Source organism: Collinsella sp. AF15-51 (assembly GCF_003462845.1).
GTDB lineage: Bacteria > Actinomycetota > Coriobacteriia > Coriobacteriales > Coriobacteriaceae > Collinsella.
The window spans coordinates 1-26354 of the sequence record NZ_QRYG01000004.1; the positions used below are offsets into that span (position 1 = coordinate 1).

30 protein-coding genes are annotated in these 26354 nt (G+C 58.0%); 9 read left to right on the top strand and 21 right to left on the bottom strand.

The genetic code is table 11. From position 1 onward, the window contains the following. From DWW51_RS10355 to DWW51_RS03135, 4 genes are all read right to left on the bottom strand, one after another. On the bottom strand, window positions 1-198 hold a 198-nt coding region (locus DWW51_RS10355), incomplete at its 3' end, for a hypothetical protein (RefSeq protein ID WP_231501556.1). After that, entirely contained in the window at window positions 191-1006 is an 816-nt protein-coding gene (locus DWW51_RS03125; protein ID WP_117773497.1) for a lantibiotic ABC transporter permease, read from the bottom strand. The genes DWW51_RS10355 and DWW51_RS03125, both read right to left, overlap by 8 nt. Next, entirely contained in the window at window positions 1006-1776 is a 771-nt protein-coding gene (locus DWW51_RS03130) for a hypothetical protein (protein ID WP_117773498.1), read from the bottom strand. Before DWW51_RS03130 ends, DWW51_RS03125 begins: the two co-directional genes overlap by 1 nt. Further along, window positions 1773-2501, bottom strand: a complete 729-nt coding sequence (locus tag DWW51_RS03135) for a lantibiotic protection ABC transporter ATP-binding protein (RefSeq protein ID WP_055250122.1) — start codon at window positions 2499-2501, stop codon at window positions 1773-1775. Before DWW51_RS03135 ends, DWW51_RS03130 begins: the two co-directional genes overlap by 4 nt. Window positions 2502-2897: 396 nt before the next feature. Between DWW51_RS03135 and DWW51_RS03140 the strand changes: the two genes are divergently transcribed. The 6 genes from DWW51_RS03140 (at window position 2898) to DWW51_RS03165 (ending at window position 7745) form a co-directional block, all read left to right on the top strand. Continuing rightward, window positions 2898-3602: a CDP-alcohol phosphatidyltransferase family protein gene (locus DWW51_RS03140; RefSeq protein WP_089573364.1), complete on the top strand. Its 705-nt coding sequence runs from the start codon at window positions 2898-2900 to the stop codon at window positions 3600-3602. 66 nt (window positions 3603-3668) lie between these two features. Further along, window positions 3669-4103: an FHA domain-containing protein gene (locus tag DWW51_RS03145; RefSeq protein ID WP_192934514.1), complete on the top strand. Its 435-nt coding sequence runs from the start codon at window positions 3669-3671 to the stop codon at window positions 4101-4103. 3 nt (window positions 4104-4106) lie between these two features. Beyond that, window positions 4107-4985, top strand: coding sequence for a MerR family transcriptional regulator (locus DWW51_RS03150; protein ID WP_117773499.1), 879 nt, complete (start codon window positions 4107-4109; stop codon window positions 4983-4985). 40 nt (window positions 4986-5025) lie between these two features. Next, window positions 5026-5556, top strand: a complete 531-nt coding sequence (locus tag DWW51_RS03155; RefSeq protein ID WP_117773500.1) for an adenine phosphoribosyltransferase — start codon at window positions 5026-5028, stop codon at window positions 5554-5556. Window positions 5557-5588: 32 nt separating this feature from the next. Further along, the gene (locus DWW51_RS03160) at window positions 5589-6701 is read left to right on the top strand and encodes an NlpC/P60 family protein (protein ID WP_197032151.1); all 1113 of its coding nucleotides are present in this window, start codon (window positions 5589-5591) and stop codon (window positions 6699-6701) included. A 177-nt stretch (window positions 6702-6878) separates the two neighbouring features. Next, window positions 6879-7745 carry a DegV family protein gene (locus DWW51_RS03165; RefSeq protein ID WP_117773501.1) on the top strand — a complete coding sequence of 289 codons (867 nt, stop codon included), beginning with the start codon at window positions 6879-6881 and terminating at the stop codon, window positions 7743-7745. Window positions 7746-7818: 73 nt separating this feature from the next. On the opposite strand, the gene DWW51_RS03170 is transcribed toward DWW51_RS03165, so the two are convergent. Then, the gene (locus tag DWW51_RS03170) at window positions 7819-8430 is read right to left on the bottom strand and encodes a DUF1836 domain-containing protein (protein ID WP_192934515.1); all 612 of its coding nucleotides are present in this window, start codon (window positions 8428-8430) and stop codon (window positions 7819-7821) included. A 154-nt stretch (window positions 8431-8584) separates the two neighbouring features. Next, a complete protein-coding gene (locus DWW51_RS03175; RefSeq protein ID WP_117773502.1) occupies window positions 8585-9523 on the bottom strand; it encodes an NAD(P)/FAD-dependent oxidoreductase in 939 nt (312 codons plus the stop codon). Window positions 9524-9641: 118 nt separating this feature from the next. Between DWW51_RS03175 and DWW51_RS03180 the strand changes: the two genes are divergently transcribed. Continuing rightward, window positions 9642-10943 (top strand): glycosyltransferase, encoded by a 1302-nt coding sequence (locus tag DWW51_RS03180; RefSeq protein WP_117773503.1) that lies wholly within the window; start codon window positions 9642-9644, stop codon window positions 10941-10943. A 393-nt stretch (window positions 10944-11336) separates the two neighbouring features. On the opposite strand, the gene dut is transcribed toward DWW51_RS03180, so the two are convergent. From dut to DWW51_RS03195, 3 genes are read right to left on the bottom strand one after another with little or no spacing between them, the layout of a single operon-like run. Continuing rightward, on the bottom strand, window positions 11337-11780 hold the full coding sequence (gene dut, locus DWW51_RS03185; protein WP_117773504.1) for a dUTP diphosphatase: 444 nt from the start codon (window positions 11778-11780) through the stop codon (window positions 11337-11339). 4 nt (window positions 11781-11784) lie between these two features. After that, a complete protein-coding gene (nrdR, locus tag DWW51_RS03190) occupies window positions 11785-12228 on the bottom strand; it encodes a transcriptional regulator NrdR (protein ID WP_022093781.1) in 444 nt (147 codons plus the stop codon). 51 nt (window positions 12229-12279) lie between these two features. Next, on the bottom strand, window positions 12280-12729 hold the full coding sequence (locus tag DWW51_RS03195) for a LysM peptidoglycan-binding domain-containing protein (protein WP_197032152.1): 450 nt from the start codon (window positions 12727-12729) through the stop codon (window positions 12280-12282). Between the two features lie 163 nt (window positions 12730-12892). Between DWW51_RS03195 and lexA the strand changes: the two genes are divergently transcribed. After that, a complete protein-coding gene (gene lexA / locus DWW51_RS03200) occupies window positions 12893-13537 on the top strand; it encodes a transcriptional repressor LexA (RefSeq protein WP_040359862.1) in 645 nt (214 codons plus the stop codon). Then, window positions 13537-14241 (top strand): heparan-alpha-glucosaminide N-acetyltransferase, encoded by a 705-nt coding sequence (locus tag DWW51_RS03205; RefSeq protein WP_117773506.1) that lies wholly within the window; start codon window positions 13537-13539, stop codon window positions 14239-14241. The genes lexA and DWW51_RS03205 overlap by 1 nt, the downstream gene beginning before the upstream one ends. Here the strand turns inward: DWW51_RS03205 and hflX are convergent. The 12 genes from hflX to DWW51_RS03265 all read right to left on the bottom strand — a co-directional run bounded on the left by hflX (window position 14226) and on the right by DWW51_RS03265 (window position 26331). Beyond that, on the bottom strand, window positions 14226-15515 hold the full coding sequence (gene hflX, locus DWW51_RS03210) for a GTPase HflX (RefSeq protein WP_117773507.1): 1290 nt from the start codon (window positions 15513-15515) through the stop codon (window positions 14226-14228). The genes DWW51_RS03205 and hflX overlap by 16 nt on opposite strands. Beyond that, window positions 15515-16453 (bottom strand): tRNA (adenosine(37)-N6)-dimethylallyltransferase MiaA, encoded by a 939-nt coding sequence (gene miaA, locus DWW51_RS03215; protein WP_117773508.1) that lies wholly within the window; start codon window positions 16451-16453, stop codon window positions 15515-15517. Before miaA ends, hflX begins: the two co-directional genes overlap by 1 nt. Then, window positions 16453-17823: a tRNA (N6-isopentenyl adenosine(37)-C2)-methylthiotransferase MiaB gene (gene miaB, locus DWW51_RS03220; RefSeq protein ID WP_117773509.1), complete on the bottom strand. Its 1371-nt coding sequence runs from the start codon at window positions 17821-17823 to the stop codon at window positions 16453-16455. The genes miaA and miaB overlap by 1 nt, the downstream gene beginning before the upstream one ends. 45 nt (window positions 17824-17868) lie before the next feature. Next, entirely contained in the window at window positions 17869-18186 is a 318-nt protein-coding gene (locus DWW51_RS03225) for a stage V sporulation protein S (protein WP_006235982.1), read from the bottom strand. Window positions 18187-18260: 74 nt separating this feature from the next. Then, window positions 18261-19346 (bottom strand): ATP-binding protein, encoded by a 1086-nt coding sequence (locus tag DWW51_RS03230; RefSeq protein WP_117773510.1) that lies wholly within the window; start codon window positions 19344-19346, stop codon window positions 18261-18263. Window position 19347: 1 nt separating this feature from the next. Next, a complete protein-coding gene (rny, locus tag DWW51_RS03235; RefSeq protein ID WP_117773511.1) occupies window positions 19348-20898 on the bottom strand; it encodes a ribonuclease Y in 1551 nt (516 codons plus the stop codon). A 257-nt stretch (window positions 20899-21155) separates the two neighbouring features. Next, window positions 21156-21848: a regulatory protein RecX gene (locus DWW51_RS03240; protein WP_117773512.1), complete on the bottom strand. Its 693-nt coding sequence runs from the start codon at window positions 21846-21848 to the stop codon at window positions 21156-21158. 11 nt (window positions 21849-21859) lie between these two features. After that, complete coding sequence (gene recA, locus DWW51_RS03245; protein ID WP_022094695.1) at window positions 21860-23008, bottom strand: recombinase RecA; 1149 nt, start codon at window positions 23006-23008, stop codon at window positions 21860-21862. 257 nt (window positions 23009-23265) lie between these two features. Beyond that, the gene (locus DWW51_RS03250) at window positions 23266-23796 is read right to left on the bottom strand and encodes a CinA family protein (protein WP_117773513.1); all 531 of its coding nucleotides are present in this window, start codon (window positions 23794-23796) and stop codon (window positions 23266-23268) included. Between the two features lie 12 nt (window positions 23797-23808). Continuing rightward, entirely contained in the window at window positions 23809-24357 is a 549-nt protein-coding gene (gene pgsA, locus DWW51_RS03255; protein ID WP_231500751.1) for a CDP-diacylglycerol--glycerol-3-phosphate 3-phosphatidyltransferase, read from the bottom strand. A 99-nt stretch (window positions 24358-24456) separates the two neighbouring features. Beyond that, window positions 24457-25806, bottom strand: coding sequence for a 30S ribosomal protein S12 methylthiotransferase RimO (gene rimO, locus DWW51_RS03260; protein WP_117773514.1), 1350 nt, complete (start codon window positions 25804-25806; stop codon window positions 24457-24459). 27 nt (window positions 25807-25833) lie between these two features. Continuing rightward, window positions 25834-26331: a YajQ family cyclic di-GMP-binding protein gene (locus DWW51_RS03265; protein ID WP_117758513.1), complete on the bottom strand. Its 498-nt coding sequence runs from the start codon at window positions 26329-26331 to the stop codon at window positions 25834-25836. Window positions 26332-26354 lie beyond the last annotated feature (23 nt).

Here is a 26354-nt window from a genome sequence, read left to right on the forward strand (position 1 = left end):
CGATTGGCGAAAATACGTTGGTGAAAATGGTGAAAAATATATTGACGCTAACAACATGGCGATCTCAGGGTTAGGCAGCACGCGGTCGGCGATCGAGCGCAGCGCCGACCCCCAGCCGGCGTCGAGCAGGGCATTCCCGCCCAGGACGAGCGCTGCGGAGAGGAGGACGAACATGGCGGCGAGCGGCTTCCTACGCATCTACCCTCCCGTCCTCGAAGCGGCAGAACCAGGCAAGAAGGACGGCGTCGGCTGCCAGGGTGAGAACGAGGCTAGCGAGCGCAGTCGTGAGGAGAGGGCCCGCCGCGCGTGCGGCGTCGATGAAGGCCTCCACCCCGAGCGACCCCAGGCGCGCGGGCCAGGCGAGCGGCACCCAGCTCAGGGGCGTCGCCAGAGCGCCGGTGAGCTCGCCGGTCATGAGGCCGTGCGCAAGTCCGCCCACCGAGAAGAACGCGAGGAGCACCCCCGCCGCGCCGGCGCCGATGGCGGCGTTGCGGCCGAGGCGCAGGGCCACGCCGAGCCCCAGCGCGTAGAGGGGCAAGCTGCCCAGCACGATGCCCGCCCAGGCGGCCGCAAGCGGAGCGGGCCCGAGCGGCAGGCGCCCGGCGACGGCGAGCACGGCCCCGAACACGCCGAGCGCCACGGCCAGCGCGCCCGCGCCGAGCGCCGCAAGGGCGAGCAGCTTCGCCGCGACGGCGCGCCCGCGCGAGGGGACCGCCGTGAGGTTGGCGAGGCGCCCGGCAGCGCGCTCCTCGTCCACGGCGAGCCCGCAGACGATGGCGGACATGAGCGGCATGAGGGCGCCGAGGAACTGGGCGTAGGCGTCCGCGCCCAGCGCCGGGTCCCATCGGGTTACGGAGAAGTACTCGCCGCAGGCAAGACCGGCTGCCAGGCCGCAGGCGAGGTGCACCGCCGAGAGCGGGGAGCGCGCCAGGCGCAGGGCCTCGGAAAGCAGGGCCCGCGGGAGAGTCATGCGCGGCGTCGGATCGGAGAGTCGTGTCATGGCCATCACCTCTCCTCGGAGTGCGCAAACCAGGCCGCGCCCGCCGCCGTGAGCGCGGCGAACGCGAGCGCACTGACCGCAAGGCCCGCCAGCGTGAGCATGCCGTCCGCCGTGAGCGCCCCGCCGAGCGCCATGTCCGCCGCGAGCGGCTCGCCGCTCGGCAGCACGGGAATGAAGCTCGTGGGGATGACCATGCTCGCCGACGGCGGAAAGAGCTGCGGCAGCGGCATCAGCGACCAGGCGAACCCACCCACGAGCTGCGCGGCGAGCGGGCAGAAGATGCCCGCGAGCATGCCGAGCCGCGCCGTGAGGAAGAGCCCTGCGGGGATCATCCACGCCGCGGTCACCGTGTTGGCGAGCGCGCAGAGGAGCATCGTGAGCGTGCCCGCGGCCGTGAGGCCCTGCGAGGAGAACGCCGATCCCGCGAGGTAGATGCCGAAGACCACGAGGTTCGAGAGCGTGCAGAGCGCGAGGCACCAGAGCGCCTTGGCCCACCAGGCGCGCCCGAGCGGGAAGCCCAGGCCCAGAAGCCCCCGCATCCGCGTGCGAGCGTCCGCACGCGCGACGCACGCCACCACGAGCGAGAGACACACGGGCAGGAAGAGCGCGTACCAGTAGTTCCACGCGCTGAAGATCTGCACGCCCCGGTAGGGCATCGCGCCGAGCTGCGGCATCGGCAGCGCCATGAGCACGGCCAGGCGAACCGGTGCCGCGTGGCGCGACTTCAGGGCCTCGGCGCGCAGGGCCGCGAGCAGGCCGCCTTTCTCGCCCGTCATGCCGCCACCTCCCCGCGCGCTCGTCGCCCCTCCCGGCAGAAGCTCATGAAGAGTTCCTCGAGGTCCTGCCCGGGCCGAAGCGCATCCTCGTAGGCGAGGCGCCCCCCGCAGATGATGCCGATGGTGTCCGCCATCTGCTGCACCTCGGAGAGGATGTGGCTCGAGACGATCACCGTCGTACCCGCCGCCGCGAAGCCGCGGATCTGGTCGCGCAGCTCCTCGATGCCGATGGGGTCGAGGCCGTTGGTGGGCTCGTCGAGCACGAGCAGGCGTGGCCGGGCGATCAGCGCCAGCGCGAGCCCCAGGCGCTGCCGCATGCCCATCGAGAAGCGCCCGGCGCGCTTCTTCCCGGTGTCCGCGAGGTCCACGGCGGCGAGCACCTCATCTATGCGGCTCTCGGGAAGGCCCAGCAGCGTGGTGCGCACGCGCAGGTTCTCGCGCGCGGTGAGGTTGGGGTAGAGCGGCGCCTCCTCGATGAGGCTGCCGATTGCGTAGAGATCCTCGCGGCGCCAGGCGTGCCCGGCAAAGAGGATCTCCCCGGCCGTCGGCCGCAGCATCCCGCAGATCATCTTGAGCGTTGTCGACTTGCCGGCGCCGTTGGGACCGAGCAGCCCGTACACCTCGCCCTCGCGGATATGAAGGCTCACATCGGCCACGGCGTCCTGCGCCTGGTCGCCGCGGCCGAAGCGCTTGGTGAGCCCACGCGTCTCGAGCATGTAACCCATGGGTTTATCCTTTCTCTTCCGGGAGCGCGGGCCGAGTCACCGTGCCCGTGCGCCTTACCTTTCGGGTTCACCATCCATGGTGGGGCGCGTTTCTAACGAAGCCATAACGGCCGTTGGGTTCTTTTGGCGCCAACCCTTCTCGACCCGCACATCATGATTAATTTGCTTAAGGCAACAACTTTCCCGATCGATGTAATCACCGAATCAAAACGTGTACATCACCCTCCAAAACCGACTTTTATCGGCATGTTTGGAGGCTGATGTACACGAATGTGAAATCCACCGCCGCCCAAAAGCGCCTTCCTCATGTCTGGACTCTCTATGCTTACGCTGGATAGACATCGCCGGAACGGGTATAGTATCGAAAGTTTTGTCGTTAACCAGCGGGGGAGTCCTGTGGGCATCAAAAAGAAGATCAAAAAGGAGCTTATCGGCACTTCCGATTACCCGTCGAATAAGATCTTTACGATCTCCAATTTCATCACCTTTACGCGCCTGATCCTCACCCTGGTATTTCTGTACCTGTTTGTGACGGATAACAACCGCGTCATCGCCATCGTTATCTACGCCGTTGCCGCCTCTACCGACTGGATGGACGGTCAGATCGCCCGCATGACCAAGACGGTCTCGTGGCTCGGCAAGGTCATGGATCCCATCTGCGACCGTGCGCTGCTGTTCACCGGCGTACTTGGGCTGGTGGTCCGCGGAGAGCTGCCCATCTGGGTCTGCGTGCTCATTATTGGCCGCGACATCTATCTGGGCATCGGCACGCTTATCGTTCGTCATTATCACCGTCGCCCCATCGATGTCGTCTTTCCCGGAAAGATTGCCACTGCACTGCTCATGACCGGCTTCTCGCTCATGCTGCTCGGGTTCCCCGTTATTGACGGCCTGCATCTTTTACCTTCAACCCTTACGGCCTTCCCGGGCCTCAACGGAAGCTCGGTGCCCCTCGGCATCTTCTTTGTGTACGGCGGCGTGATCTTCTCCATGCTCACGGCTGTCATCTATTCCATTAAGGGCGGAGTGGCCATTAAACAGGCTCTCGCGCATCCCGAGGACGAGGACATCGACTTTCTGAACCCTGAAATCGAAGACTGATTCGTTGGGGTATGATTACGTACGGTTCATTATTTGCGGCACGTCCGCGATAAGTTAGGGGTTGTCATGGACAACATGGTTAACAATATGCCTCAGAATGATAAGACTGCTGACGCTACCTGCGTATTCCGCGTGCCTTCAAGCGACGTCACCGTTCCCGACCTCATGGCCAACGTGCGCATCACCGCCCCCGTTCTGTCCATCGTCAAGGGTCCGCAGACTGGTGCCGCCTTTGAGCTCGAGGACGACGTGACCACCATCGGCCGCGATCCTGCGAACGGCATCTTCCTCAATGACATGACCGTTTCGCGCAGCCACGCGCGCATTATTCGTGAGGGGCTCCAGGCTCGCATCGAGGACTTGGGCTCGCTCAATGGCACCTGGGTCGACGGTGCCATCGTCAATGCAGCCCCGCTGCACGATGGTTCATCCGTCCAGATCGGTACGTTTACGCTCATCTACCACGAGAGCACGCCGGAGCGCATCGAAACCGGTGAGTAGGGCATGGCCGAACGCAACTATTTGAGTATCGGCCAAGTCGTCAACCTTCTTCGAGGCGCATACCCCGATCTTTCGAACTCAAAAATTAGATTTCTAGAGGATGAGGGGCTCATTACCCCTCATCGTACGCCTAAGGGATACCGTCAGTACTCCAAGGAGGACGTTGATCGCCTGGAGGTCATTCTGCACCTGCAGAAGACCCGCTACATGCCGCTCAACGTGATTAAGCAGCGCTTGGAAAACGCTACGGACCTGTCAACGCTCGCCTACGAGGTGGGCTTACTGTCCGATGTTCCGCTCAAGACGGAGCCCAAGGAGACTAAACAAAAGCTGCATCCCATCGAGACCATTCCCGATATGTTGGGCGTCGAGATTTCGTTTATCCGCTCGCTCGCCGAGAACGACCTTATTCGCATCATCAAGAGTCCGCAGAATCGTGAGCTCGTCGATGGTCGCGATTTTCCGATCATCCGTTACTGCTCCGAGCTGTCACGCTTCCATATCGAGCCGCGCAACCTGCGTCAGTACGTGTCTTCCGCCAACCGCGAGTCCTCGATGTTTGAGCAGGTGCTCGTGAGCATGCTCGGCATGGATACCTCCGATGACGAGCGCGACGCCAAGCTCGAGCGTGCGTTTAAGAAGCTTCACGACCTGACGGAGGGCGTGCACACCGCGCTGCTCAAAAACCGCGTTTTTGAGTCGCTCAACGCCGTGGTCGAGGACGCCGACATCGATGCACTCGATGAGGAAATCGCTCGCTCCGAGTCCACCAAGGCCAAAAACGAAGAAACTGCCGCGCCTGCTTCGCACGAGGATTCTCTCGTAAAGCCGCTCAAGGTCGTCGCCCCTTCGCACTCCGGCACCGTCACCGCGGGCAAATAACCGCTGCTGATATTTCGGCAACTCATTGAAAGGTCATGCAATGTACGACTTCGAATCTCAAATCGTCGACATCCCCGACTATCCCGAGCCCGGAGTCGTCTTTAAAGACATCACGCCGCTCTTTGGCAATCCCGAGGCGCTCAAAGCCATGACCGATGCCCTCGCCGAGCACTTTGCCGGCATGGGGATCACCAAGGTCGTGGGTCCCGAGGCTCGCGGCTTTATGGTTGGCGTACCGGTGGCTGTAGCCCTTGGCGCCGGCTTTGTTCCCGCACGTAAACCGGGCAAGCTGCCGCGCGAGACCGTAAGCCAGAGCTACGAGCTCGAGTACGGCACCGATTCAATTGAGATCCATGCCGACGCTATCAGCTCTAAAGATACCGTGTTGATTCTGGACGACTTGGTCGCGACGGGCGGAACCGTCGAGGCAACAGGTAAACTGGTGCGAGATATGGGCGCAAAGCTTATCGGTTACGGTTGTATACTTGAGCTTGCGTTTCTCAACCCGCGCGAGAAGCTCACGCCGTCTGATGACGATGTGGAGCTCTTTAGCCTGGTGACGGTAGGCTAGCCGTTACCCTTAGTTACTGGAAAGGAAGCTACATGCGCACAGCAAACACGCACAAAAACATGGCACGCTGCGCTGCTACGGCAACCCTCGCTTGTGTTTTGGGCTTGGGCCTCGCGGCTCCTGCCTACGCCGATACCGCATCCGACCTTGCCGCTGCTCGTACGAAACTCGAGCAGATCGGCACCCAAACCCAGCAGATTTACGATGAGCTTGCCACGCAGACGCAGGCGCTCGATCAGACTGCCGGCGAGATCACGCAAAAGCAGCAGGAGATCGCCGATGGTCAGGCCAAGCTCTCGACCTATGTCGCCGGCGAGTACAAAACCGGCGGTCTGAGCCTGCTTCAGGTTTTGACGGGTGTCGATGATCTGAGCGATATGCTCAACCGTCTGTTCTACTACGGCAAAGTTTCCGATAAGCAAGCTCAGACCATTCAAGAGGTCAAGGAGCTTAAGCAGCAGCTCACCGATAAGCAGGCCGAGCAGGAGAAGAACGTCGCCACCACGCAAAAGAAGGTCGACGAGCTTAATGCCCAGCAGGCTGAAGCCCAGAACGTCGTAAACTCCCTGGATTCGCAGCTGCAGGCCGAGCTCGCTGCCGAGGCCGAGGCCAACGCTGCGCTGCAGGCTGGCATTAATGCTAGCACCGCCGAAAAGGCCACGGTGAGCAACGACACCGCCGGTACGACCGAGAACACCAACAATGGCGGCCAGACCAACAATAACAACAACCAGGGCGGCAACACGCCGGCTCCCGCACCGCAGCCTGCCCCCACGCCCGCTCCGGCTCCCACGCCTTCAGCACCGAGTCAGTCTGTTGATGGTGGCTCCGTTGTTTCGCGCGCCTACAGCAAGCTCGGCTATGCGTATTCTTGGGGCGGCATTGGACCGAACAGCTTTGACTGCTCCGGTTTTGTAAGCTATTGCCTCACGGGACGCTACTGCCGTCTGGGCACCACGGTCGACTTCATGGGTTGGACCCGTGTGTCCGATCCGCAACCCGGCGATGTTGTGGTTAACTCCTACCATACCGGCATTTATATCGGTAATGGTCAGATGATCCATGCTTCCGACTACAAAACGGGCGTCATCATCAGCTCCGTTGCCGCCGGCATGAACAACAATTACATTTTCGTGCGCTACTAATTTATTACTGCAGCGAACGAACGTGGGCCTCGCGATCTTGAGTCACGAGGCCCATTCTTTTTTCCCTACCGTTTGCCATAAAATCAGGACGGCTATCTAGTATTCAAAACTAGATAGCCGTCCAATCAATCAAAAAGATGGCTATAATTGTTGGGGAACAACTAGAAAGGACCCTCAATGAGCTGGGCACTTATCTCAGATTCGAGCTGCAATCTTCGCGATTGGCAACCGACTGCACCCCGTACCACCTTTGCATTCGCTCCTCTCAAAATTCGAGTAGGGGAGCGCGAATTTGTCGACGACCTTTTGCTCGATGTTCACGAGCTTAATGTTGCCATTCAGTCGGAAGCCAGCGCATCATCGAGCGCCTGCCCAAGCGTGGGGGAGTGGGCTGAGCTCTTTAAGCTCGCCGACAAGACGATCTGCATGCCAATCTCGGAGGGTGTCTCTGGAAGCTATAACGCTGCCGCTACGGCACGCGATATGGTACTTGCCGAGGAGCCCAATCGTCAGATTCACCTGGTCAATTCGCGGGCAGCAGGCGGCAAGATGGATCTGATCTTCTTGCTGTTTGATCGTTATCTTGCAAGTAACCCGGACGTTTCCTTTGAGGACGCCTGCGCTTACTTCGACAGTCTCGAGCAAAACAGCAAGATTCTCTTTAGCCTGTGTAATTACGAGAACCTTGCAAAGGCAGGACGCATTCCTAAGGCAGCCGGCGTCATTGCCAACAAGCTCAATATTCGCATTTTGGGCACGGCGAGCGAGGCCGGTAAAATCGAGCTCGTCGGGCACACGCGTGGCGAAAAGAAGATGCTCAACAAGATCATCGACACCATGGAAGCCGAAGGTTTTACGGGCGGCGAGGTCGTTATCGACCATGTCGAGAATGAGGCAGGCGCCCAAGCACTTGCCAGCCGAATTGTGGAGCGCTGGCCAGGCTCCAAGACTATCATCATGCCCTGTAACGGGCTAGATTCATACTATGCCGAAATGTATGGGCTCATTATCGGCTACGGCATGGGCGTGGCTTCGGGCCAATAACGTCCAACCAAGCAAAAATACGGGCGGGACAAAGTGGCAGATAGCCCTTTGTTCCGCCCGTTTTATACGTCGGCTAGCTATTAAACCCATTAAACTTTAGATAGCTCATCAGGTACGCTTTCGAAACGAAGGATGAAACCGCACTGCGCACAAGCAGCGACTCACGCGTTACCTGATGCGCCGTATCGGGAACCGGCGCCTGCTCGACGGAAAACGCCGAACGAATCGATGCCTCGAGCTGATCGACCACATAATCGAAGGCCGTCGGGGCATCGTAGCTCAAACGCTGAATGTTAAAGAGTGCCTGCACCGCAGCAATAGGTAGCACCTGCTTAAAGAGGCAGATAGCGATCAGGCGGGCAATCTGCTCGCGGCCATATTGCTTTTTGACCGGAGCAGGCACCAGGCCGACCTTCACGTAGTTATTGATCATCGATGGCGTAATGACAGGGTGCTCAACGCAAATGGACAGCGGCTCCATCCACAGCGCAACATACTCAATGACCTGGTCGCGGTAGAGTGTCACATTGGGCAACTGGTTATAGCGCGGCAGACTCAACGTATTGAGTTTACGCACGATATCGGACTGAATGAATGCATCGGGCAGCACCGTGGGCTGAATATCCTCGGGCTTAATGCTTACCGACGAATCGGACATCGGAATAACGTGTTTAACGTGGTTCATAAAGGTCCTCCGTTCTTTTTCTATATTGTATTCTAGGTTATCTAGTTTTGCATACCACATAGCCGGCAAGTAAAAGTGGTTGGACAACACATTGATGCATCGTCCAACCACTTTGTTTAAAGATAGCAACCTTACATAAGATGTATTATCGTACTTATTCACGGAGAAACGCGTATGCGCTCGTTGCTGCTATGGCTCCGTCCGAAACGGCGGTCACAACCTGGCGTAAACGCTTGGAACGGATATCGCCGGCTGCGAATAAGCCGGGCGTACGGGTGGCCATCGAATCGTCGGTGACAATGCCGCCGTCAGGAGCCAGATCGACTAGATGCTCAACCAGCTCGGTATGCGGCAGCATCCCCGTAAAGACAAAGATGCCAAACGAGCCAGGTTCAAATGACTCGGTATGAGTCTCGCCAGATGCATTGTCCTTAAAGGTAATCGTCGTTGGCATGGCTTCGCCCGATAGCTCCACAATACTAGTTTGGTACCTAACTGTAATATTGTCCTTTGCGAGTACTTTCTGAACAACACCATCGGGCGCACGAAACTGGTCGCGGCGCAGCACGATGGTCACACTGCTGGCAATGTCGGACAGGAACAGCGCCTCTTCGCATGCCGAATTGCCACCACCGATTACAAAAACCTGCTTGCCGCGGAAAAACATGCCGTCACATGTTGCGCAATATGAAACGCCACGACCGCGATACGTATCCTCGCCTGCGAAACCTGCCGGACGCGGCGTGGCACCCATGCAAGCGATAACGCTCGAGGCCAGCGTATCGCCCATATCGTGATGCACCGTAAACAACGCTGCATCGGCATCGTAATCGATACCCGTAACCATGCTCCATGTAACCTGTGCTCCCAGGCCCTCTGCATGCTGCTGAAAACGCTCGCCAAGTTCGGCGCCACTCAGGAGCGGGAAACCCGGATAGTTCTCGACCTCATTGGTTGTGGCGATCTGCCCTCCCGACATGCCCTGCTCAATCACGGTCGTCGTCAGGTTGGCACGCGCAGCATAAATGGCGGCAGCATAGCCCGCGGGGCCGCCACCGATAATCGCAACATCGATCGGCTGATCGGTAGTCATGGAACATCCTCTCGTCGAAACATTGACGTTCTTTGCGCTCATACCCAAATTTACGTGAACGTGACACTCATGCACTACAATGATAAATCCGTATTACAAAGCTGAAGGGGAGTTATCGATGGACCAGGCGCAGACGAGTGACGACGCTCCCCTGCTCACGCACAGCACTCCCCAATCGGAGCAAACCACGCTCCTGGCTCAACAAAAACCTCTCGTGACCATCGTGCACGCCTCCGTTGGCTCGGGCCACAAGGCCGCCGCAAATGCGATAGCGCAGGCATTCGACCTCATCCGCGGCACCAATGGCATCCCCGAGGATATTGAGATTGAAGTGCTCGATATCCTTGATTTTGGACGTATTAAATTCGACGGCAATAAGACCGCGGCTTCTTTTACGGGAGCCACGCGCCCCATTTACGACCTGACCTGGCGATATACGCTTACGGGACATCTTCTCTGGGGTGGCGGAACGGCATGGTCGCGAATTATGTTCCCCGCCTTCAACGAATATATTCGTAGCCGCAGGCCCATAGCCGTGGTTGCAACGCACATCACAGCAGCCAATGTTGCCGTGGGCGCCCGCGTAATTACGGGTATCGATTATCCGGTCATCTGCGTACCGACCGACTACGAAGTCGAGGGATGGTGGCCCCACAAGGACACCGATTTATTCTGTGTTGCCAACGAATTTATGGCCGAAACGCTGCGTCCGCGCAAGGTGCTCGAGACAAAGATTCGCATTACCGGCATTCCTATTCGCGCCGGATTCGACACGGATTACGATCGCGAGGAAGAGCTAGCTAAGTTCAACCTCCCCACCGACAAGACCGTCGTGCTGGTAATGGCCGGTGCCAGCTTGCCTCAACCGTACGTTCGCTTTCGCGCGGAGATGGACCGCACCCTCCCCTTCCTACGCAGCTTCGAAGACATGCACTTTGTCTTTTTGCCGGGCAAAGACACCGAATATGCCACCCGCCTCAAAACGCTCTTCGACGCCATGAAGCTCGAAAACGTCACGGTTCTGGACTATGTCGATGATATGGCAGCGCTTATGCACGGCTGCGACCTGGCAATTCTCAAATCGGGCGGACTCACCGTCACCGAATGCCTGTGCGCACACCTGCCGATGATCCTGCTGGGCAAGTCCTATGGCCAGGAAAAGGCCAACACCACCATGCTCACCGGCATGGGCGCCAGCATGCATGTCACCACCGCACGAGAGCTCATCGTGACGTTGCGTCATCTCCACGATCATCCTGAGTCGCTCAAGGCACTGCTCATCAACGGCGAAGTACTACGCCGCCCACACGCAGCCGAAGACATAGCCATCGCAACCATGGAGCTCGTAGGCAAACCCCAAAAGCGCAAAAGAGCCTTTTGCCGCTTCTACTGGGGCGGAAAACCCGCGCATATCCGCTAGCGTCTTTATGTCCGCTTACCTGCGGGAGGCCCCTATATATCATCCCATGCTCAAACATTCTCGCTTCGCTGCGAAACTGCGCGTGGGACGATATATAGGGGCCTCCCGCAGGTAAGCTGCGTTTACGTACTAGCAGCTATACCAGATTCCCCACCACTAGAACCTTCAAAGGCGAAACCGGAAAATCTAAATACAGTAAGCCAATGCGACAAAGGGATTATTCCTTTGTCGCATTGGCTTACTAGAATGTAAATATTTTTTCAAGCGAGTAGCCGCCCGCCCGCCTCTCTCACATATCGTTCCACGCGCAGTTTCGCAGCGAGCGAAGCGACGCGAGAATGTTTGAGCATGGAATGATATAGGTAAGCCCCGGGCGGGAGGGATACGAGCGCCCTAGGCGATGCCGCTGGAGCCGAAGCCTCCGTTGCCTCGGTCGGTTTTGTCTAGTTCTTCTACTTCTATGAGGTTGACCGTGGGGACTTCTTGGATGACGAGTTGGGCTATGCGGTCGCCTTTATTGATTTGAATGTTAATGGAGGGATCCAGGTTGATGAGGATAACCTTGAGTTCTCCTCGGTAGTGGGCGTCGATGAGGCCCGGCGTGTTGACTATAGACAGGCCCTGCTTGATGGCCAAGCCGCTGCGGGGCTGAACGAAGCCGGCGTAGCCATCGGGCAGGGCGATGGCCAGCCCCGTAGAGACCAGACGGCGTTCGAAGGGCTTCAGGACGCAGTCCTCATTGGAGCGCAAATCCAAGCCGGCATCGGTGGGATGGGCGTATTTGGGAAGCTCGACGGTGGGATCGAGACGCTTTATGTTGACGGTAATGTTGGACATGGAATCACCTTAGCTTGTCGAGCTCTTGCAGAAACTCATCGACGTCTTTGAAATCGCGGTAGACCGAGGCAAAGCGGATGTACGCCACCTTGTCGATCTTGGCCAAGCGCTTGAGCACCATGTCACCCAACTCATGGGACGTGACGGCCGTCAGTGTGCGAGAGCGCAGCTCGACCTCGATGTCATCGATAATCTCATTGAGCTTCTTAGTGTCGATATCGCGCTTGATGGTGGCGCGCATCAAGCCGACAAGAAGCTTATTGCGATCGAACCGCTGCTTAGTTCCATCTGACTTAATGACCTCGATAGGGTCCTCGCATCGCTCAAACGTTGTAAAGCGGTAGTTACACGAGCAACATTCGCGACGGCGCTTAATGGTGTTATTTGACTCCTGCATACGGGAATCAACGACGCGGGTATGTGCCTTGCCGCATTTGGGACAGCGCATGGTACCTCCTCTTAAACGATAACAAGGGTACCATGCGCAGCGCGATAATGATTACGAACGAGCAGGAACCTTAAGATGCGCACCGGCGGCGAGCGAACCATGCTCCAGATGATTGACGCTACGGATCATGTCGGAAGTCTCTTGCGTGGAAAGGCCTTCGATTGGATATTCTTCGGAAATCGACCAAAGAGAATCGCCAGGCTGAACGCGAATGGTCTCGTAGGTAATGTTGGAAACGGACTCGGCATACGCGGCGTGACGAGTGCTAAAGACCGACATAGCGAGGACAAAGAAGAGCGTAAGCGCAACGGCGACGGCGACAATCGTCGGAACCTTCAGGGCAACGCGGGCCGGCGCGACTACAGCCTGCTGATTGCGCGCAGGCTTTACGGTCAAAGGCTGAAAGCCGGAGCGGCCACCCTGAACAACCGTAAAAGTGGGTTCTGCAGGCGTCTCGAGCTTAAGGGCGAGGTTTCCCTGGACCATATTCGTTACGTTCATCATGTTCTCCTCTCGCGTGTTTTGCTGAGAACAGTTTTATCAAGCCGCGCGGACAAAAATGTCTAGCGCGAGAACGAATGTTCGGTTATTATTATCTTCGAACAGTTGTTCCTGTCAAGCAAAATTCGAACATTTGTTTGACATGGGTAGAGAGGATGCCCTGATGGCTCGCAAAATTACCAAGCGTCAGCAGCAAATTTACGACTTCATCAAGGAATATCAGCAGGAGAAGGGTTATCCGCCCAGCGTGCGCGAGATGGCTTCTGCCGTGGGCCTTTCCTCCCCCAGCACCGTGCACGCCCATCTCTCTGCCCTGGAGGCGCGCGGGCTACTCAAGCGCGATGCCACCAAACCGCGCGCCCTGGAACTCTTTAACGAGGATGGTTCCTCTGTCTCAATTTCTAAATCTGACGAGCCCACCGCACCTCGCGGAACGGTCTCGCTACCGCTCGTTGGTCGCGTCGCGGCTGGGATTCCCATTCTGGCCGAGCAGAATATCGAAGACACGTTTACTATCCCGACCGAAATCGCCACTGATCAGGGTTCCTTTATCCTTGAGGTGCATGGGAGCTCAATGATCAATGTCGGCATCTTCAATGGCGATTACATCATCGTCCGTGAACAAAAGAGTGCCATGAACGGCGAAATTGTCGTGGCCATGATTGATGGTTCGGCGACCGTCAAGACGTTCTACAAGGAGCAGGGGCGTGTGCGCTTGCAGCCCGAGAACGACACCATGGAACCTATCTATGCAACGAATCCCGTTATCCTGGGCAAAGTCGTCGGCTTGATGCGCCGGTTCTCGTAATGCAAAAACGCATCACCATATTTGATACCGTCCGCGGGTTTACGATGATTTCTATGGCAGGTTTTCACGCTTGCTATGATCTCGCCTACCTGTACGGCTGGGATATGCCCTGGTTTACCCAGTCAGCCTTTCAAGACATCTGGCGCGCCAGCATCAGCTGGGTATTTTTGTTTATCGCCGGTTGGATGTGCACCCTTTCGCGCAACAATATCAAACGTGCCGCCAAATACGCCTTAGCAGCACTCGTTGTCTGGTTGGCAACAACACTTGTCTCAGTCGACGATTCGGTTAATTTTGGCATCATCTACTGCATGGCCGCATGCACCGGCATCGTGGCGTTGACCGATCCCGTCCTTAAGAAGATAACGGCGAGATGGGGCATGCCCCTATGCCTTATGTTGTTCGTAATCACCTGGAGCATCCCCAAAACGATCTACCCTGTCCCCTACCTGGCGTGGCTGGGATTTCCGAGCCCTGGGTTTATCTCAGGTGATTACTACCCCATCATCCCGTTTATCTTTATGTATCTTGCAGGATACTTCGCCGCACACATAGCGCAGGGAATCGATAAGACCGTCCCTAGCTGGGCCTACGCCAACCCCCTGCCGGCGCTCGCCAGCCTTGGACGTCACGCTCTCCTCTTTTATCTGCTGCATCAGCCCATCATTCTGGGCATTTTGGAGCTCGTCTACTCGGTGCGATAACGCTCGAGCAGCGGTGCAATACGAGCCGGCAACTTCGCCACAATGCGAACGCCGTCCTCGAGATATTCCTCATGCAGAAGGGTTCCCTGCTCATGCACCAGCGTGATGAGAGCGCCCTCACGATACGGGATATCAGCGGAGAGCAACACATCGGTGGCAGCTGCCTCGCGAGCAATCCGGTCGACGAGATCGTCGAGCCCCTCGCCCGTTTGGGCCGAGAACAGAACGGCCTCCGGATAGCGACGACGGAAACTCAATCGATCGACGCTATCGAGAAGATCGATTTTATTGAATACGGTCAGCGTTAAACGCTCTCCGGCGCCGATCTCATCAAGCACGCGGTCGACAGCCTCCAGCTGCCGCTCATAGTCCTCGTCAGACGCATCTACGACTTTGAGAATTAGATCGGCGCCCAAAACCTCGGACAGCGTCGATTTAAAGGCATCGACCAGACCATGGGGCAGCTTTTGAATAAAGCCGACGGTATCGGTAATCGTCATGCCGCGACCGCCGGGCAGACGATACGAACGCGTCGTCGGGTCGAGCGTAGCAAACAGCTTGTCCCGCGAAAGTACCGTAGAGCCGGTCAGACGATTGAGTAACGTCGATTTACCGGCATTGGTATAACCGGCTAACGCGACGCGAAACGCCGGTGACTCAATGCGACTCTTGGATTGAACATCACGACGCTGTTCAACCTGCTTGAGCTCACGACGAAGCGCAGCGATCTTATTACGAATGAGGCGACGGTCGACCTCGAGCTGACTTTCGCCCTGACCAAAACGTGAGCCGATGCCGCCGCGCGTCTGCTCCTTGGCGAGATGGCTCCACATGCCACGCAGGCGAGGCAACAAATATTGAAGCTGTGCCAGCTGTACCTGCAGGCGTCCCTCACGCGTCTGAGCATGCAGGCCAAAGATATCCAGGATCAGTGCTGTACGATCGATAATCTTTACCGGCTCGCCCACGGCTTTCTCCAAATAGGATTGCTGCGAGGGGGTCAGGTCGTCGTCAAAAATAACGACATCGGCATCCATGCGATGCACCAGGCCGCACAGCTCTTCAACCTTACCGGAACCGATAAACGATTTAGGATACGGCTTTACCAAACGCTGCGACAAGCGTGCCACGCACTGGGCACCAGCCGTGTGGGCAAGGCGTTCCAGCTCATCGAGCGATCGATCGAGTGGCCATGCATTGTCGCGCCACTCAACACCAACTAAAATGGCACGCTCGGGCTCGGGTGCCGTGGGAACAAGGGGGAAACGGGCCATTAGGCAGCCTCAATACGATGCAGGATATCCTCAACGACCCCATCGATCGTACATTCATCCATATCAAACCACACGATACGGTCATCGCGCTTAAACCACGAAAGCTGACGCTTGGCATAACGACGCGAACGCATCTTAATGAGTTCGCGAGCCTCATCCATGCTCATCACGCCATTGAAAGCATCGATGATCTCTTTATAGCCAATTGCCTGCATCGACGTCAGGGCATCTCCCAGCCCCTGGTCCATAAGACCGCGGACCTCGTCGACAAGACCCTGCTCAAACATCAGATCGACGCGCAGGTTAATGCGTTCATAGAGCACCTCGCGATTTCGCGTCAGGCCAAACCATAACGCATGATAATGCTCGCGCGGAACACTAAACTGCGACTTTTGCTGCGCATAGGAAACCCCATCATCGTGCATTTCGAGCGCGCGAATCACACGCCGCACGTTATGGGGATGAATAACAGCAGCTGATTCTGGATCACGCTCGGCAAGCAGGGCATGCAGTTCTTCCTCGCCAATACGCTCGGCAAGCTCCTGATAGCCCGCACGACGATCGTCCTCAAGTTCACCCGAGGGAAAGTCCATCTCATCAAGGGCGGCCTTGAGATATAGCCCCGTACCTCCGCAAAAAACCGGCAGGCAACCCGAACCAAGGAGACGTTCAACATGCACGCGAGCGTCAGCCTGATAAAGCGCAGCAGAATATGCCACACCCGGCTCTACAATGTCGACGAGACGCAGCGGCGCCGTACACTCATCGGGCGCCATCTTTGCGGTACCGATGTCCATGCCGCGATAGATTTGCATCGCGTCGCACGACAGCACTTCGGACGAAAGACGGGCTGCCAAACGGTCGGCAACATCGCTCTTACCAACCGCCGTCGGACCGACGATCGCAACGGCGGAAAGACCTGCCCCGGGAGCAACCATTAGCGAGGCTCGCCCACAACGGAGCCGGACAAATACCAGGTCTTGGCAACGTCAACGTCAACATCAACGATCTTGCCAACAAGCTGATCGATGCTGTAACCCTCGGGGATAGGCGCGTGCACAGTCTGATTCTTGGGACTCTTGCCCAGCAGGACCGCGTCGTTCTTTTTACTCGTTCCCTCAATGAGCGCCGGAACCACAGTATGAAGCTCACCCTGGTTATACTCGTATGCCGTGGTCTCGATAACCTTAACCAAGCGGTTGAAACGCTCGAGAATAACCTCATGCGGCGTAGGATCGTCAATCTCGGCAGCCGGGGTACCGGCGCGCTTGGAATAGATGAAGGTATAGGCCTGAGCATAGCGGACCGTCTCGGCAAGTGAGAACGTCTGCTCAAAGTCCTCTTCAGTCTCACCCGGGAAGCCAACGATAATGTCGGTCGAGAGCGCGATGTCGGGCATGCGGTTGCGAATGCGATCGACAAGGCCCAGATAGTCCTCGCGTGTATAACGGCGATTCATCTCTTTGAGGATCCGCGTCGAACCTGACTGGACGGCCAGATGCAGCTGCGGCATAACGGCAGGCGTCTCGGCCATGGCATCGATGGTCTCGGGCAGCAGGTCCTTGGGATGTGAAGACGTAAAGAAGATACGCTCCACACCCGTATCGCCCACGGCACGCAGCAGATCGGCAAAACGCGGCTTGCCAAACAGATCGCGACCATATGAGTTAACGTTTTGGCCCAACAGCGTAATCTCACGCACGCCCTGGCGTACCAAACCGGTCACCTCGTCGACAATCTCCTCGAAGGGGCGGCTCTTTTCGCGACCACGCACATACGGCACGATGCAATAGGTGCAGAAATTATTGCAGCCTGTCATGATGGGCACCCAAGCGTGATACTGGGTCTCGCGATGCCACGGCATGCTCATGGCGTCCGTATCCTCATGCTCATTGGCACGGATATGACGCTTACCATCAAGGAACGCCTCGGCAATGAGCTCGGCCACATGTGCGATGGAATGCGTGCCAAAAATGACATTGACATTATCGACGTTGGTGAGCAGGCCCTCGCCATCGCGCTGCGCGATGCAACCGCCAACGGCAACCACGCGCTTGCCCGAAGGCGAAGGCGGCAGGCTTTTGCAGGAATTGCACTGACCGTACAGGCGAGTATCGGCGGCCTCGCGCACGCAGCACGTCATGAAGACAACGATATCGGCATGCGCGGGATCGAGCGCCATGAGGCAGCCATACGAATCAAGCAGACCGCTCACACGCTCGGAGTCGTGCTGATTCATCTGGCAGCCAAAGGTGCGGATAAAGTAGGTTTTACCGGCAAGAATATCGCGTACGGAACGCTGGTCCATGTGCATAAGTCCTAACGATGGGGAGCGGAACGAGGCAAGCAGAAGCTATGCCACAGGCTTAACATCATCCATGACGACGTTATCCATAGCAGCTCGATTGATCTGGTGAACGTAGATAGAAAGGCGGATGGCCGTGCGCGACTCCCCGTTAATGAGGATGTCGGAGAACACGGGCGCGCAGGAAATATCAAAACCGGTTGGAATCAAAAAACCGCGCGCGATAGCAACGGCCTTAATGGCTTGGTTGACGGCACCAGCGCCGACACACTGGATGTTGACGGGTACACCATCCTTGACCATGCCGGCGATGGCGCCGGCAACGGACGCGGGCGATGATTTGCTTGATACCTTCAGGCAATCCATGAAGAAACTCCTGCATTTAAAAGTACGTTTTAACTGCAATAACTGTATCGTACCGAGTGGACTCGGTAAAGGCACTATTCCTCTTTGGCAAGATCAAAGGTCACGGTGATTCGATCACGCGAAACACGAATCTTTGGGTCGCCGCAAAGGTTGAGATAGTACCGGGCAGCAAGGTCATTAAAGTCGCGCTCCACAGCACGCGAAAACTGTGCAATGTCATCCTTGGCAATACGTAGCCCGCGACGATCCTTCGCGAGATCGACAGGAGCCGGCGCACGCGAGGACGAATCACGCTCGCGCAGCAGACGCGCGGTCACACCGCGAACGGGCTTAATCTGCCCTACCAAAATGCGATGGGCCGTGCGCTCGGACATCTCAAGACCCAAACCCGAACAGATACGGATAAAGTCCTCGGCATCAGAAGCAAGGCCTAAACGATCGACAACCGGAAGCTCGCTCTCGTCATCAATGAACAGGAGACGAGACGTATCGAGCCGGCTTGACGCCTGAGCATAAAGGGTCGCGGCAATCTCAGACGGAGAACCAAGATAGACATCGCAACCACGCAACTCTTCGAGCGCAAACTCACAAGCAGCGCGAATAATATTATGCGGACCGCGAGCACAGACATAACGTCCGTCCTCATCCTTGACGGCCTGGGGCCAGCTGGACTGATCGGCACGCTCACTGAGGCGGTTAGCCGCAACGCTCACCTTGAAGGCTGAACCAAGATCGACACCGGACGTGACCACACGGGCCTCGTCGGTGTTCTGCTTGATCGAAAACAATGCCATGCCACGACCGTGAACGCCCCAACGGTCCATCTTCATGCTCTCGAGCTTGGAGGTAACGCGGGCATCAAAGATTCGCTCTTGCATATCCTGCGGAACGCCAGAACCGTTATCCAGAAAGACAAGCGTGCGGACGCCATCTTCCTTGGTCGTGGCGAGATAGACCTTGTCGGCGCCGGCATCGCGAGCATTACGGAGCATTTCGATGACGATGTCCTCGACATGCTGAATGTCGTGCTTAGCCTGGCGCCGCTCGGCCTCCGAAACGCGGAGGCGGACATACCCCTCGCCAAGGTTCTCCTCGACGCGAAGGTTGCCCTCCCCCGACATCGACGCGATAAATGAGATGAGCTCGTTCGCGTCGCTCATGTTATTTAGCGATATCGACAGCGCGGCTCTCGCGAATCACGACGACGCGCACCTGACCGGGATACTCCATCTCTTCCTCGATCTGATGGGCGATATCGTGAGCCAGAACCGTGGACTGGGCATCGGAAATCTTGTCTGGCTGGACCATGACGTGGACCTCGCGACCGGCCTGCATGGCATAGGTACGTTCGACGCCGTCATGAGAGTTGGCGATCTCCTCGAGCTTCTCAAGACGCTTGATGTAGTTCTCGGCAGACTCGCGACGGGCACCGGGGCGAGAGGCAGAGACAGCATCGGCGGCCTGCACCAGGACATCGAGCACCGTGTTGGGGTCGACATCGGCATGGTGAGCCTCAATAGCGTGGACGATAACGGGCTTCTCGCCATAACGGCGGGCAAGCTCGGCGCCGATGACGGCATGCGGGCCCTCGACGTCGTGGTCGATTGCCTTGCCCAGGTCATGAAGCAGGCCGGCGCGCTTGGCGGTCACAACGTCCAGGCCAAGCTCGGAAGCCATCACGCCGCACAGATCAGAGACCTCGAGGGAATGCTGAAGCACGTTCTGACCAAACGAGGTACGGTAGCGCAGGGCACCAAGGGTCTTGACGATCTCGGGGTGCAGGTCGTGGATGCCGGCATCGAAGGCAGCCTGCTCGCCAGCCTCGCGCACGCGCTGCTGAACCAGGTCGGCGGCCTTGTGATACATCTCCTCGATACGGGCAGGGTGAATGCGGCCGTCGGCGATGAGGTTCTCGAGGGCGACACGGGCGGTCTCACGACGGACCGGGTCGAAGCTCGAAAGAACGACGGTCTCGGGCGTGTCGTCGATCACGAGGTTGACGCCGGAAACCTGCTCGAAGGTCCGGATGTTGCGACCCTCGCGACCGATGATACGGCCCTTGAGGTCATCAGAGGGAATGTGCACGGAGGTAACGGTGACCTCGGCAGTGTGGTCGGCAGCGCAGCGCTGAATCGCCAGAGACAGAATCTCCTGGGCGGTCTTGTGGCACTCGGCGCGAACCTGCTGCTCGGACTCGCGAATGATCGTGGCGGCCTCGTGGGTGACCTCGCCGCGAACCTTATCGAGGAGCTCCTTGTGGGCGTCCTCGCGGGTAAGGTCGGCGATACGCTCGAGCTCGGAGGTCTGCTTTGCGCAGAGCTCCTCGAGCTCACGGGAGCGCTTCTCGACCTGACCGGCCTGGCTGGACAGCTGATGCTCGCGCTTGTCGAGAGCGTCGTTGCGGCGATCAAGGGATTCCTCGCGCTGCATCACGCGGTTCTCGAGCGTACGAATCTCGTTCTTACGCTGCTTGTCCTCGGCCTCGGCGGCCTGCTTGTTCTTGATGATCTCCTCTTTAGCCTCGAGCAGAGCCTCTTTTTTGAGGGTCTCGGCCTGACGCTTGGCATCACCGATCAGGGACTCAGCCTGTGCGTGTGCCGACTGGATTTTTTCGTCGGCCTCGTGAAGACTACCCTGCTTGGCGGTGCGCATGTAGGCAATGGCGGCGATGGCACCCAAAACGATGCCAACGAGCGCTGCGATGATAGGCATGCTCACTCCTTTTTATGGATTCGTTACACAACAAAGCGAACCGTCCTTACGAACGGCTCGCGACATTTGAGTAATATGGGCGCAGCTTATGCGGGTCGGATACAGATAAACATATAAACAAACTCATCACAGATGAGCACATATCACAAAGCAAATGACAGTGTTTATCGTACGTTGAACCACAACAACTGTCAAATAAATGGCCCCAGCACGGCGGCTAAAACGCGGTGAACGGCAGGGCCACAAAACGCATACGCCTAAACCGCACATTCCTCACGTTCGGCATCGAGACGTGCCTTAACGGCATCGGCGGCGATGTGATACGAGAAGCCCTTGCCCATCAAAAACCGAACCAGTTTTTCGAATCCGCGCGTCTCTGGAACACGCCGCTTGGCGAGCAGGGCTGACGCACGCGCCAAATCGTCTTCGACGGCAAAATAGTCCTCGGGATAACCGGGAATGTCATCGAGCACGACATGACGGCGCTTGAGCTCGGTCTCGATTTTACGCTGTCCCCAACCGCGCCGCTTGCGTTCCTCGATAAAGTACGAGCAAAAGCGGTTCTCGTCTAAAAAGCGATACTCGGTGGCGCGCTCGACGGCGAAATCGATCGCGGTCTGGTGAAAGCCGTAGCGAGCCAGCTTGTCACGGACCTCGCCCGTCGCATGGTCGCGTCGCGATAGCATCTCGGTCACCATGGTAAGTGCACATTTACGCTCGACGAGCTGCACCGCCTCACGAAAGTTGTCCCAATCACAGGGAAGATCGGGGCGGTTTTTGACATACAGGCGCGCGACCCGCGCGGGAATCCAAATGGACCGCTCAAAACCGCCCTCAAGCTCACAATCGATATGTGCGCAAGGCTTTTTGGACGCATACCCGCTCGAGAACGAGGAGGCCGCCTTCTTATCGGGAAAGACGACCGTGGCCTCGGTCACCGTATACGACATGAGCGTAACCGCTACTCGTCGTCATCATCGAGCATGGCGGAACCATCGATGGCGTAAAGCTCGTCAAACTCCTCAGGCGCAGGCTGATCGGTCAGCTCGACCTCGGATGGAGCATCGTCGTCAAACTCAAGCCCGCAGGCAAGGCGGACCTTATGCTCAATCTCGTCGGCGCAATCGGGGTGTTCGCGCAGGAACGCCTTGGCGGCCTCACGACCGTTGCCGAGCTTGTCCTCGCCATAGGCAAACCAGGAGCCCATCTTCTTGCAGATGCCGCACTCGACAGCCATGTCCAGAATCGAGCCCTCCTTAGAGATGCCCGTACCGTACATGATGTCAAACTCAGCAGAACGGAACGGAGCTGCCACCTTGTTCTTAACGACCTTGGCGCGCACGCGGTTACCGATAACCTCATCCTTAAGCTTAATGCTGTCGATGCGGCGAATGTCGATACGCACCGAAGAGAAAAACTTAAGGGCGCGGCCGCCCGTCGTGGTCTCGGGGTTGCCGAACATGACGCCGATCTTCTCACGCAGTTGGTTAATGAAGATGCACGTCGTGTTGGACTTGGACAGCGAGCCGGCAAGCTTGCGGAGCGCCTGGCTCATCAGGCGAGCTTGCAAGCCGACCGTGGTATCGCCGATCTCTCCCTCGATCTCGGCACGCGGGGTCAGCGCGGCGACGGAGTCGACGACGATGGCATCGATGGCGCCGGAACGCACGAGCATGTCAACAATCTCGAGCGCCTGCTCACCCGTATCGGGCTGGGAAATCAGTACCTCGTCGATATCCACGCCAATGCGCGCGGCATACGTGGGATCGAGCGCGTGCTCGGCATCGATAAATGCCACCACGCCACCCATTGCCTGGGCCTCGGCCAGGATCTCGAGCGAAAGCGTCGTCTTACCGGAGGACTCAGGACCGTAAATCTCGACGATACGGCCGCGCGGCACACCGCCGATACCCAGAGCGGCATCGAGTGCCAGAGCGCCCGTGGGGATGGCCTCAACCTCAAGCTCGGGGCCGCCGTCACCATACCTCATGATGGAACCCTGGCCGAATTTCTTCTCGATCTCGGCCTTGGTGGTGGCGATCATCTCATCGCGCTCTTTACCCGTCGTGCGAGCATGAACGGTACGTACGGGACCTGAATTCTTGGCCATGAAAAGCCCTCCTCTTAACAACCTGCATCGATAATAAACGAACGGCTGTTCGTGGTCAACCGTTCAGATAAATCATATGCAGGCAGTCTTTCCAAAACCCAACCAAACGCCGACCAAATACTGACCAAATGCTTGACCACATAGGGCCAAATATAAGCAAGGAAGGCGAAAATAAACCTATGACCAGCAAAAACGCTGAATTTGTCAGAGGTCCCTATCTCCACAATTAAGGGGCCCTAAGGCCCCTTAAAACACGTCTATTCCATAGAGTTGAGCAAAAGGGCAATGCGTCCCAATGCCTCCGCGACCGCATGGGCACGAACACACGAACGGTCGCCCTCATAGTGGCAGCGCACAGAGTCCACGACCGGCACTTCCCCATCAGCCGCGCGATACGCCCAGCCAATATAGAAAGTGCCAGCCGGATCGTCCTCAGTGCCGCCGCCGGGGCCGGCATAACCCGTTGCGCTCACTGCAATATCGCTCTGGTACAGCTCCAGCGAACCCGCCGCCATCTCGCGCGCGGTCTGATGCGACACCGCGGTATAGCGGTCGAGCGTCTCCTGATCAACGCCCAAAACGCGATGCTTGATCTCATCGCAGTAGGTCACCGCACCGCCACGCAGCACCGCCGAGGCGCCCGGGATATCGGCAATCGTCGAGGCAATCATACCTGCTGTCAGCGACTCAGCCGTCGAAACCGTCACGCCCCGAGCGCTCGCGCGCTCGACAATATGACGCGCCAGCTCCTCGTTATGTGCGGAAATCTGCTCAAAAGAGTCCGTCATACCCACCAGGACCTAGACCGAAAAGACGATCTTGCGGCAGTTCCAGAAGTACTGGGCGCCCGAGATAACGGTCAGGACAACGGCAACGGCGTACAGGAAGCGCGACACCGAGTAGATGCCGAGCGTCAGCGCCAGCGGGCCAAGGTGCAAGCCGGCCATCGCAAAGACGCACAGGTAACCGCAGATGGAGACCATCGTGGTCGCCGTCTTGTACTTGCCAAGCTTATCGGCGGCAACGACCACGCCGGCGGCACTCGCGACCATGCGAAGGGCGCTCACCAGAAGCTCACGGAACAGGATAATGAACACGGACCACACGGTCACAGCGCCAAAATCCAAGAACAGCAGCAGAGCCGAGAACACCAGCAGCTTATCGGCGATGGGGTCCAAGAACTTACCGAAATCGGTAATCTCGTTGCGCGAGCGCGCCAGATAACCGTCGACCTTATCGGTGCACGACAGGATCACATACAGAATGAAGGCAGCGGCGGCGAGCGGGCCGTCGAAGGTGCTCCAATCTGTACCGGCAACACTCGTGTGAGAAAGCGCCGACACGATCATGAACACCGGGATAAAGACGATGCGAACGCACGTCACGATGTTGGCGGGCGTCCAAACACTCGTCAGTTCCTTATTGCTCTCGTTTGCCACGATGCTCTCCTACTCCACAACATGGCCGATAAGCTCATAGCAGAAGCTATCGGTAAACTCGACCGTCAGAATATCGCCCACGGACGCCTCGCTGGCGTCCAAGTGCACCGCGCCATCGGAATCGGGCGCCTGGAACCAAGCGTGGCCGATCAGCTCGGCGCCGTCCTCGGTCTCCTCGATGCCGTCGACAATCACCTGGGCGCGCTCGCCCACATGTGCGGCGGTGGCGGCAAAACCGAGCGACTCGGCCAGGTCCATGGCCTCCTGGGCGCGCTCGAGCTTGACCTCCTCATCGACCTGACCCTCCATCTTAGCGGCCAGGCTGCCCTCCTCCTGCGAGTAGGCAAAGACGCTCGTGTAGTCAAAGCCGACGGTGTCCATAAAGTCGATAAGGTCGCGGAACTCATCGTCGGTCTCGGTCGGGAAGCCGACCATGGCCGTGGAACGGATCACAATGCCGGGGATACGCTCACGCAGATCACGGAACAGGTCCTCGAGCTCCTGGCGCGAACCAGAACGGCGCATAGCCTTGAGGATGCGCGCGTCGCAGTGCTGCACGGGGATATCGATATAAGGCAGTACCTCGGGCGTATCGCGAATCGTATCGATAAGCTCGTCGGTCATGCCCTCGGGCTGTAGGTAGAGCACGCGGACCCAGACGTTGTGCGGGCGCACGGCCTCGGCGACGGCATGCAGCAGCTGCGCCAGATTGCGCGGCGAGCCATCGGTGACGTCTTCGTCGGCAAAGTCGGTGCCCCAAATACCCGTGTCCTGGCCGATCAGCACGATCTCTCGCACGCCACCGGCAACCAAGTCGCGCACCTCGGAAATAATGCTCTCGGCATTGCGCGAGTGATAACGACCGCGGATATACGGGATCATGCAGAAGCTACAGAAGCGGTTGCAGCCATCGGAGATCTTGACGTAGGCGACAGCGCCCTCGACGGTGCGCTTGACCTGCGGAATATAGGCGGCAATCTCACGCTCGACACCCAGCACGCCATCGATGACCGTCACAATGCCATCCTCCTCGTCGGCCTTCACAAAGGCAGCGACCTCGGGCAGCTCGTCAGGCAGGTCGTCGCCATAGCGCGACGGCACACAGCCGCACATGACGATGGGACAAGAACGAACGCCGTCCTGAACCTCGTTGGCGAGCTCGAGCGTGGTCTCGATGCTCTCGGACGTTGCGGAGGCGAGGAACGAGCATGTATTGACGATGGCGATATCGGCATCCTGTGGGTCGAATGCCTCCTCGTAGCCCGCGGCGGTCAAAAGAGAACGCATGCGGTCGGTGTCAACCTCGTTCTTAGCGCACCCGAGGGTGATGTAGAGCACGGAGCCCAACGGTGTATCCATGTTGGAGAGCAGTCCTTTCGAATGATATTAGCGGTAGTTGGTGAACTGCAGCGGCTGGCCGTAGTCCTGGTCGCGCAGGAACTGGATCACGGTCTGCAACGCGTCCTTCGAAGCAGAGGAAACACGCAGCTTGTCGGCCTCGATAGTCACCTTGACCTTGAGCTTTTGGTCCTTGATGTCCTTGTTGATCTTCTTGGCGGTCGTCTGGTCGATACCCTCGACGATATGGCCGAGCACGCGCACGGTGCCGCCCGATGCCGCCTGCGGAGCATCCCACGAGACAGCCTTGAGGTCGATGCCGCGCTTGATGAGCTTGGAGCTCAGCACGTCGATAATCTGCTTGGAGACAAAGTCGGCCGGGGCGTTGATCGTAAAGAGCTTGTCGCCCTTCGAAAGCTCGATCGTGGCGCCGGAATCCTTCAGGTCATAGCGCTGGGAAATCTCACGCGTGGTTTGCTGGAAGGCGTTGTCGACCTCTTGCATGTTGACCTCGGACACGACGTCGAAGCTGGAATCTTTAGCCATGATGTTTCCTTTCGCGTACGAGC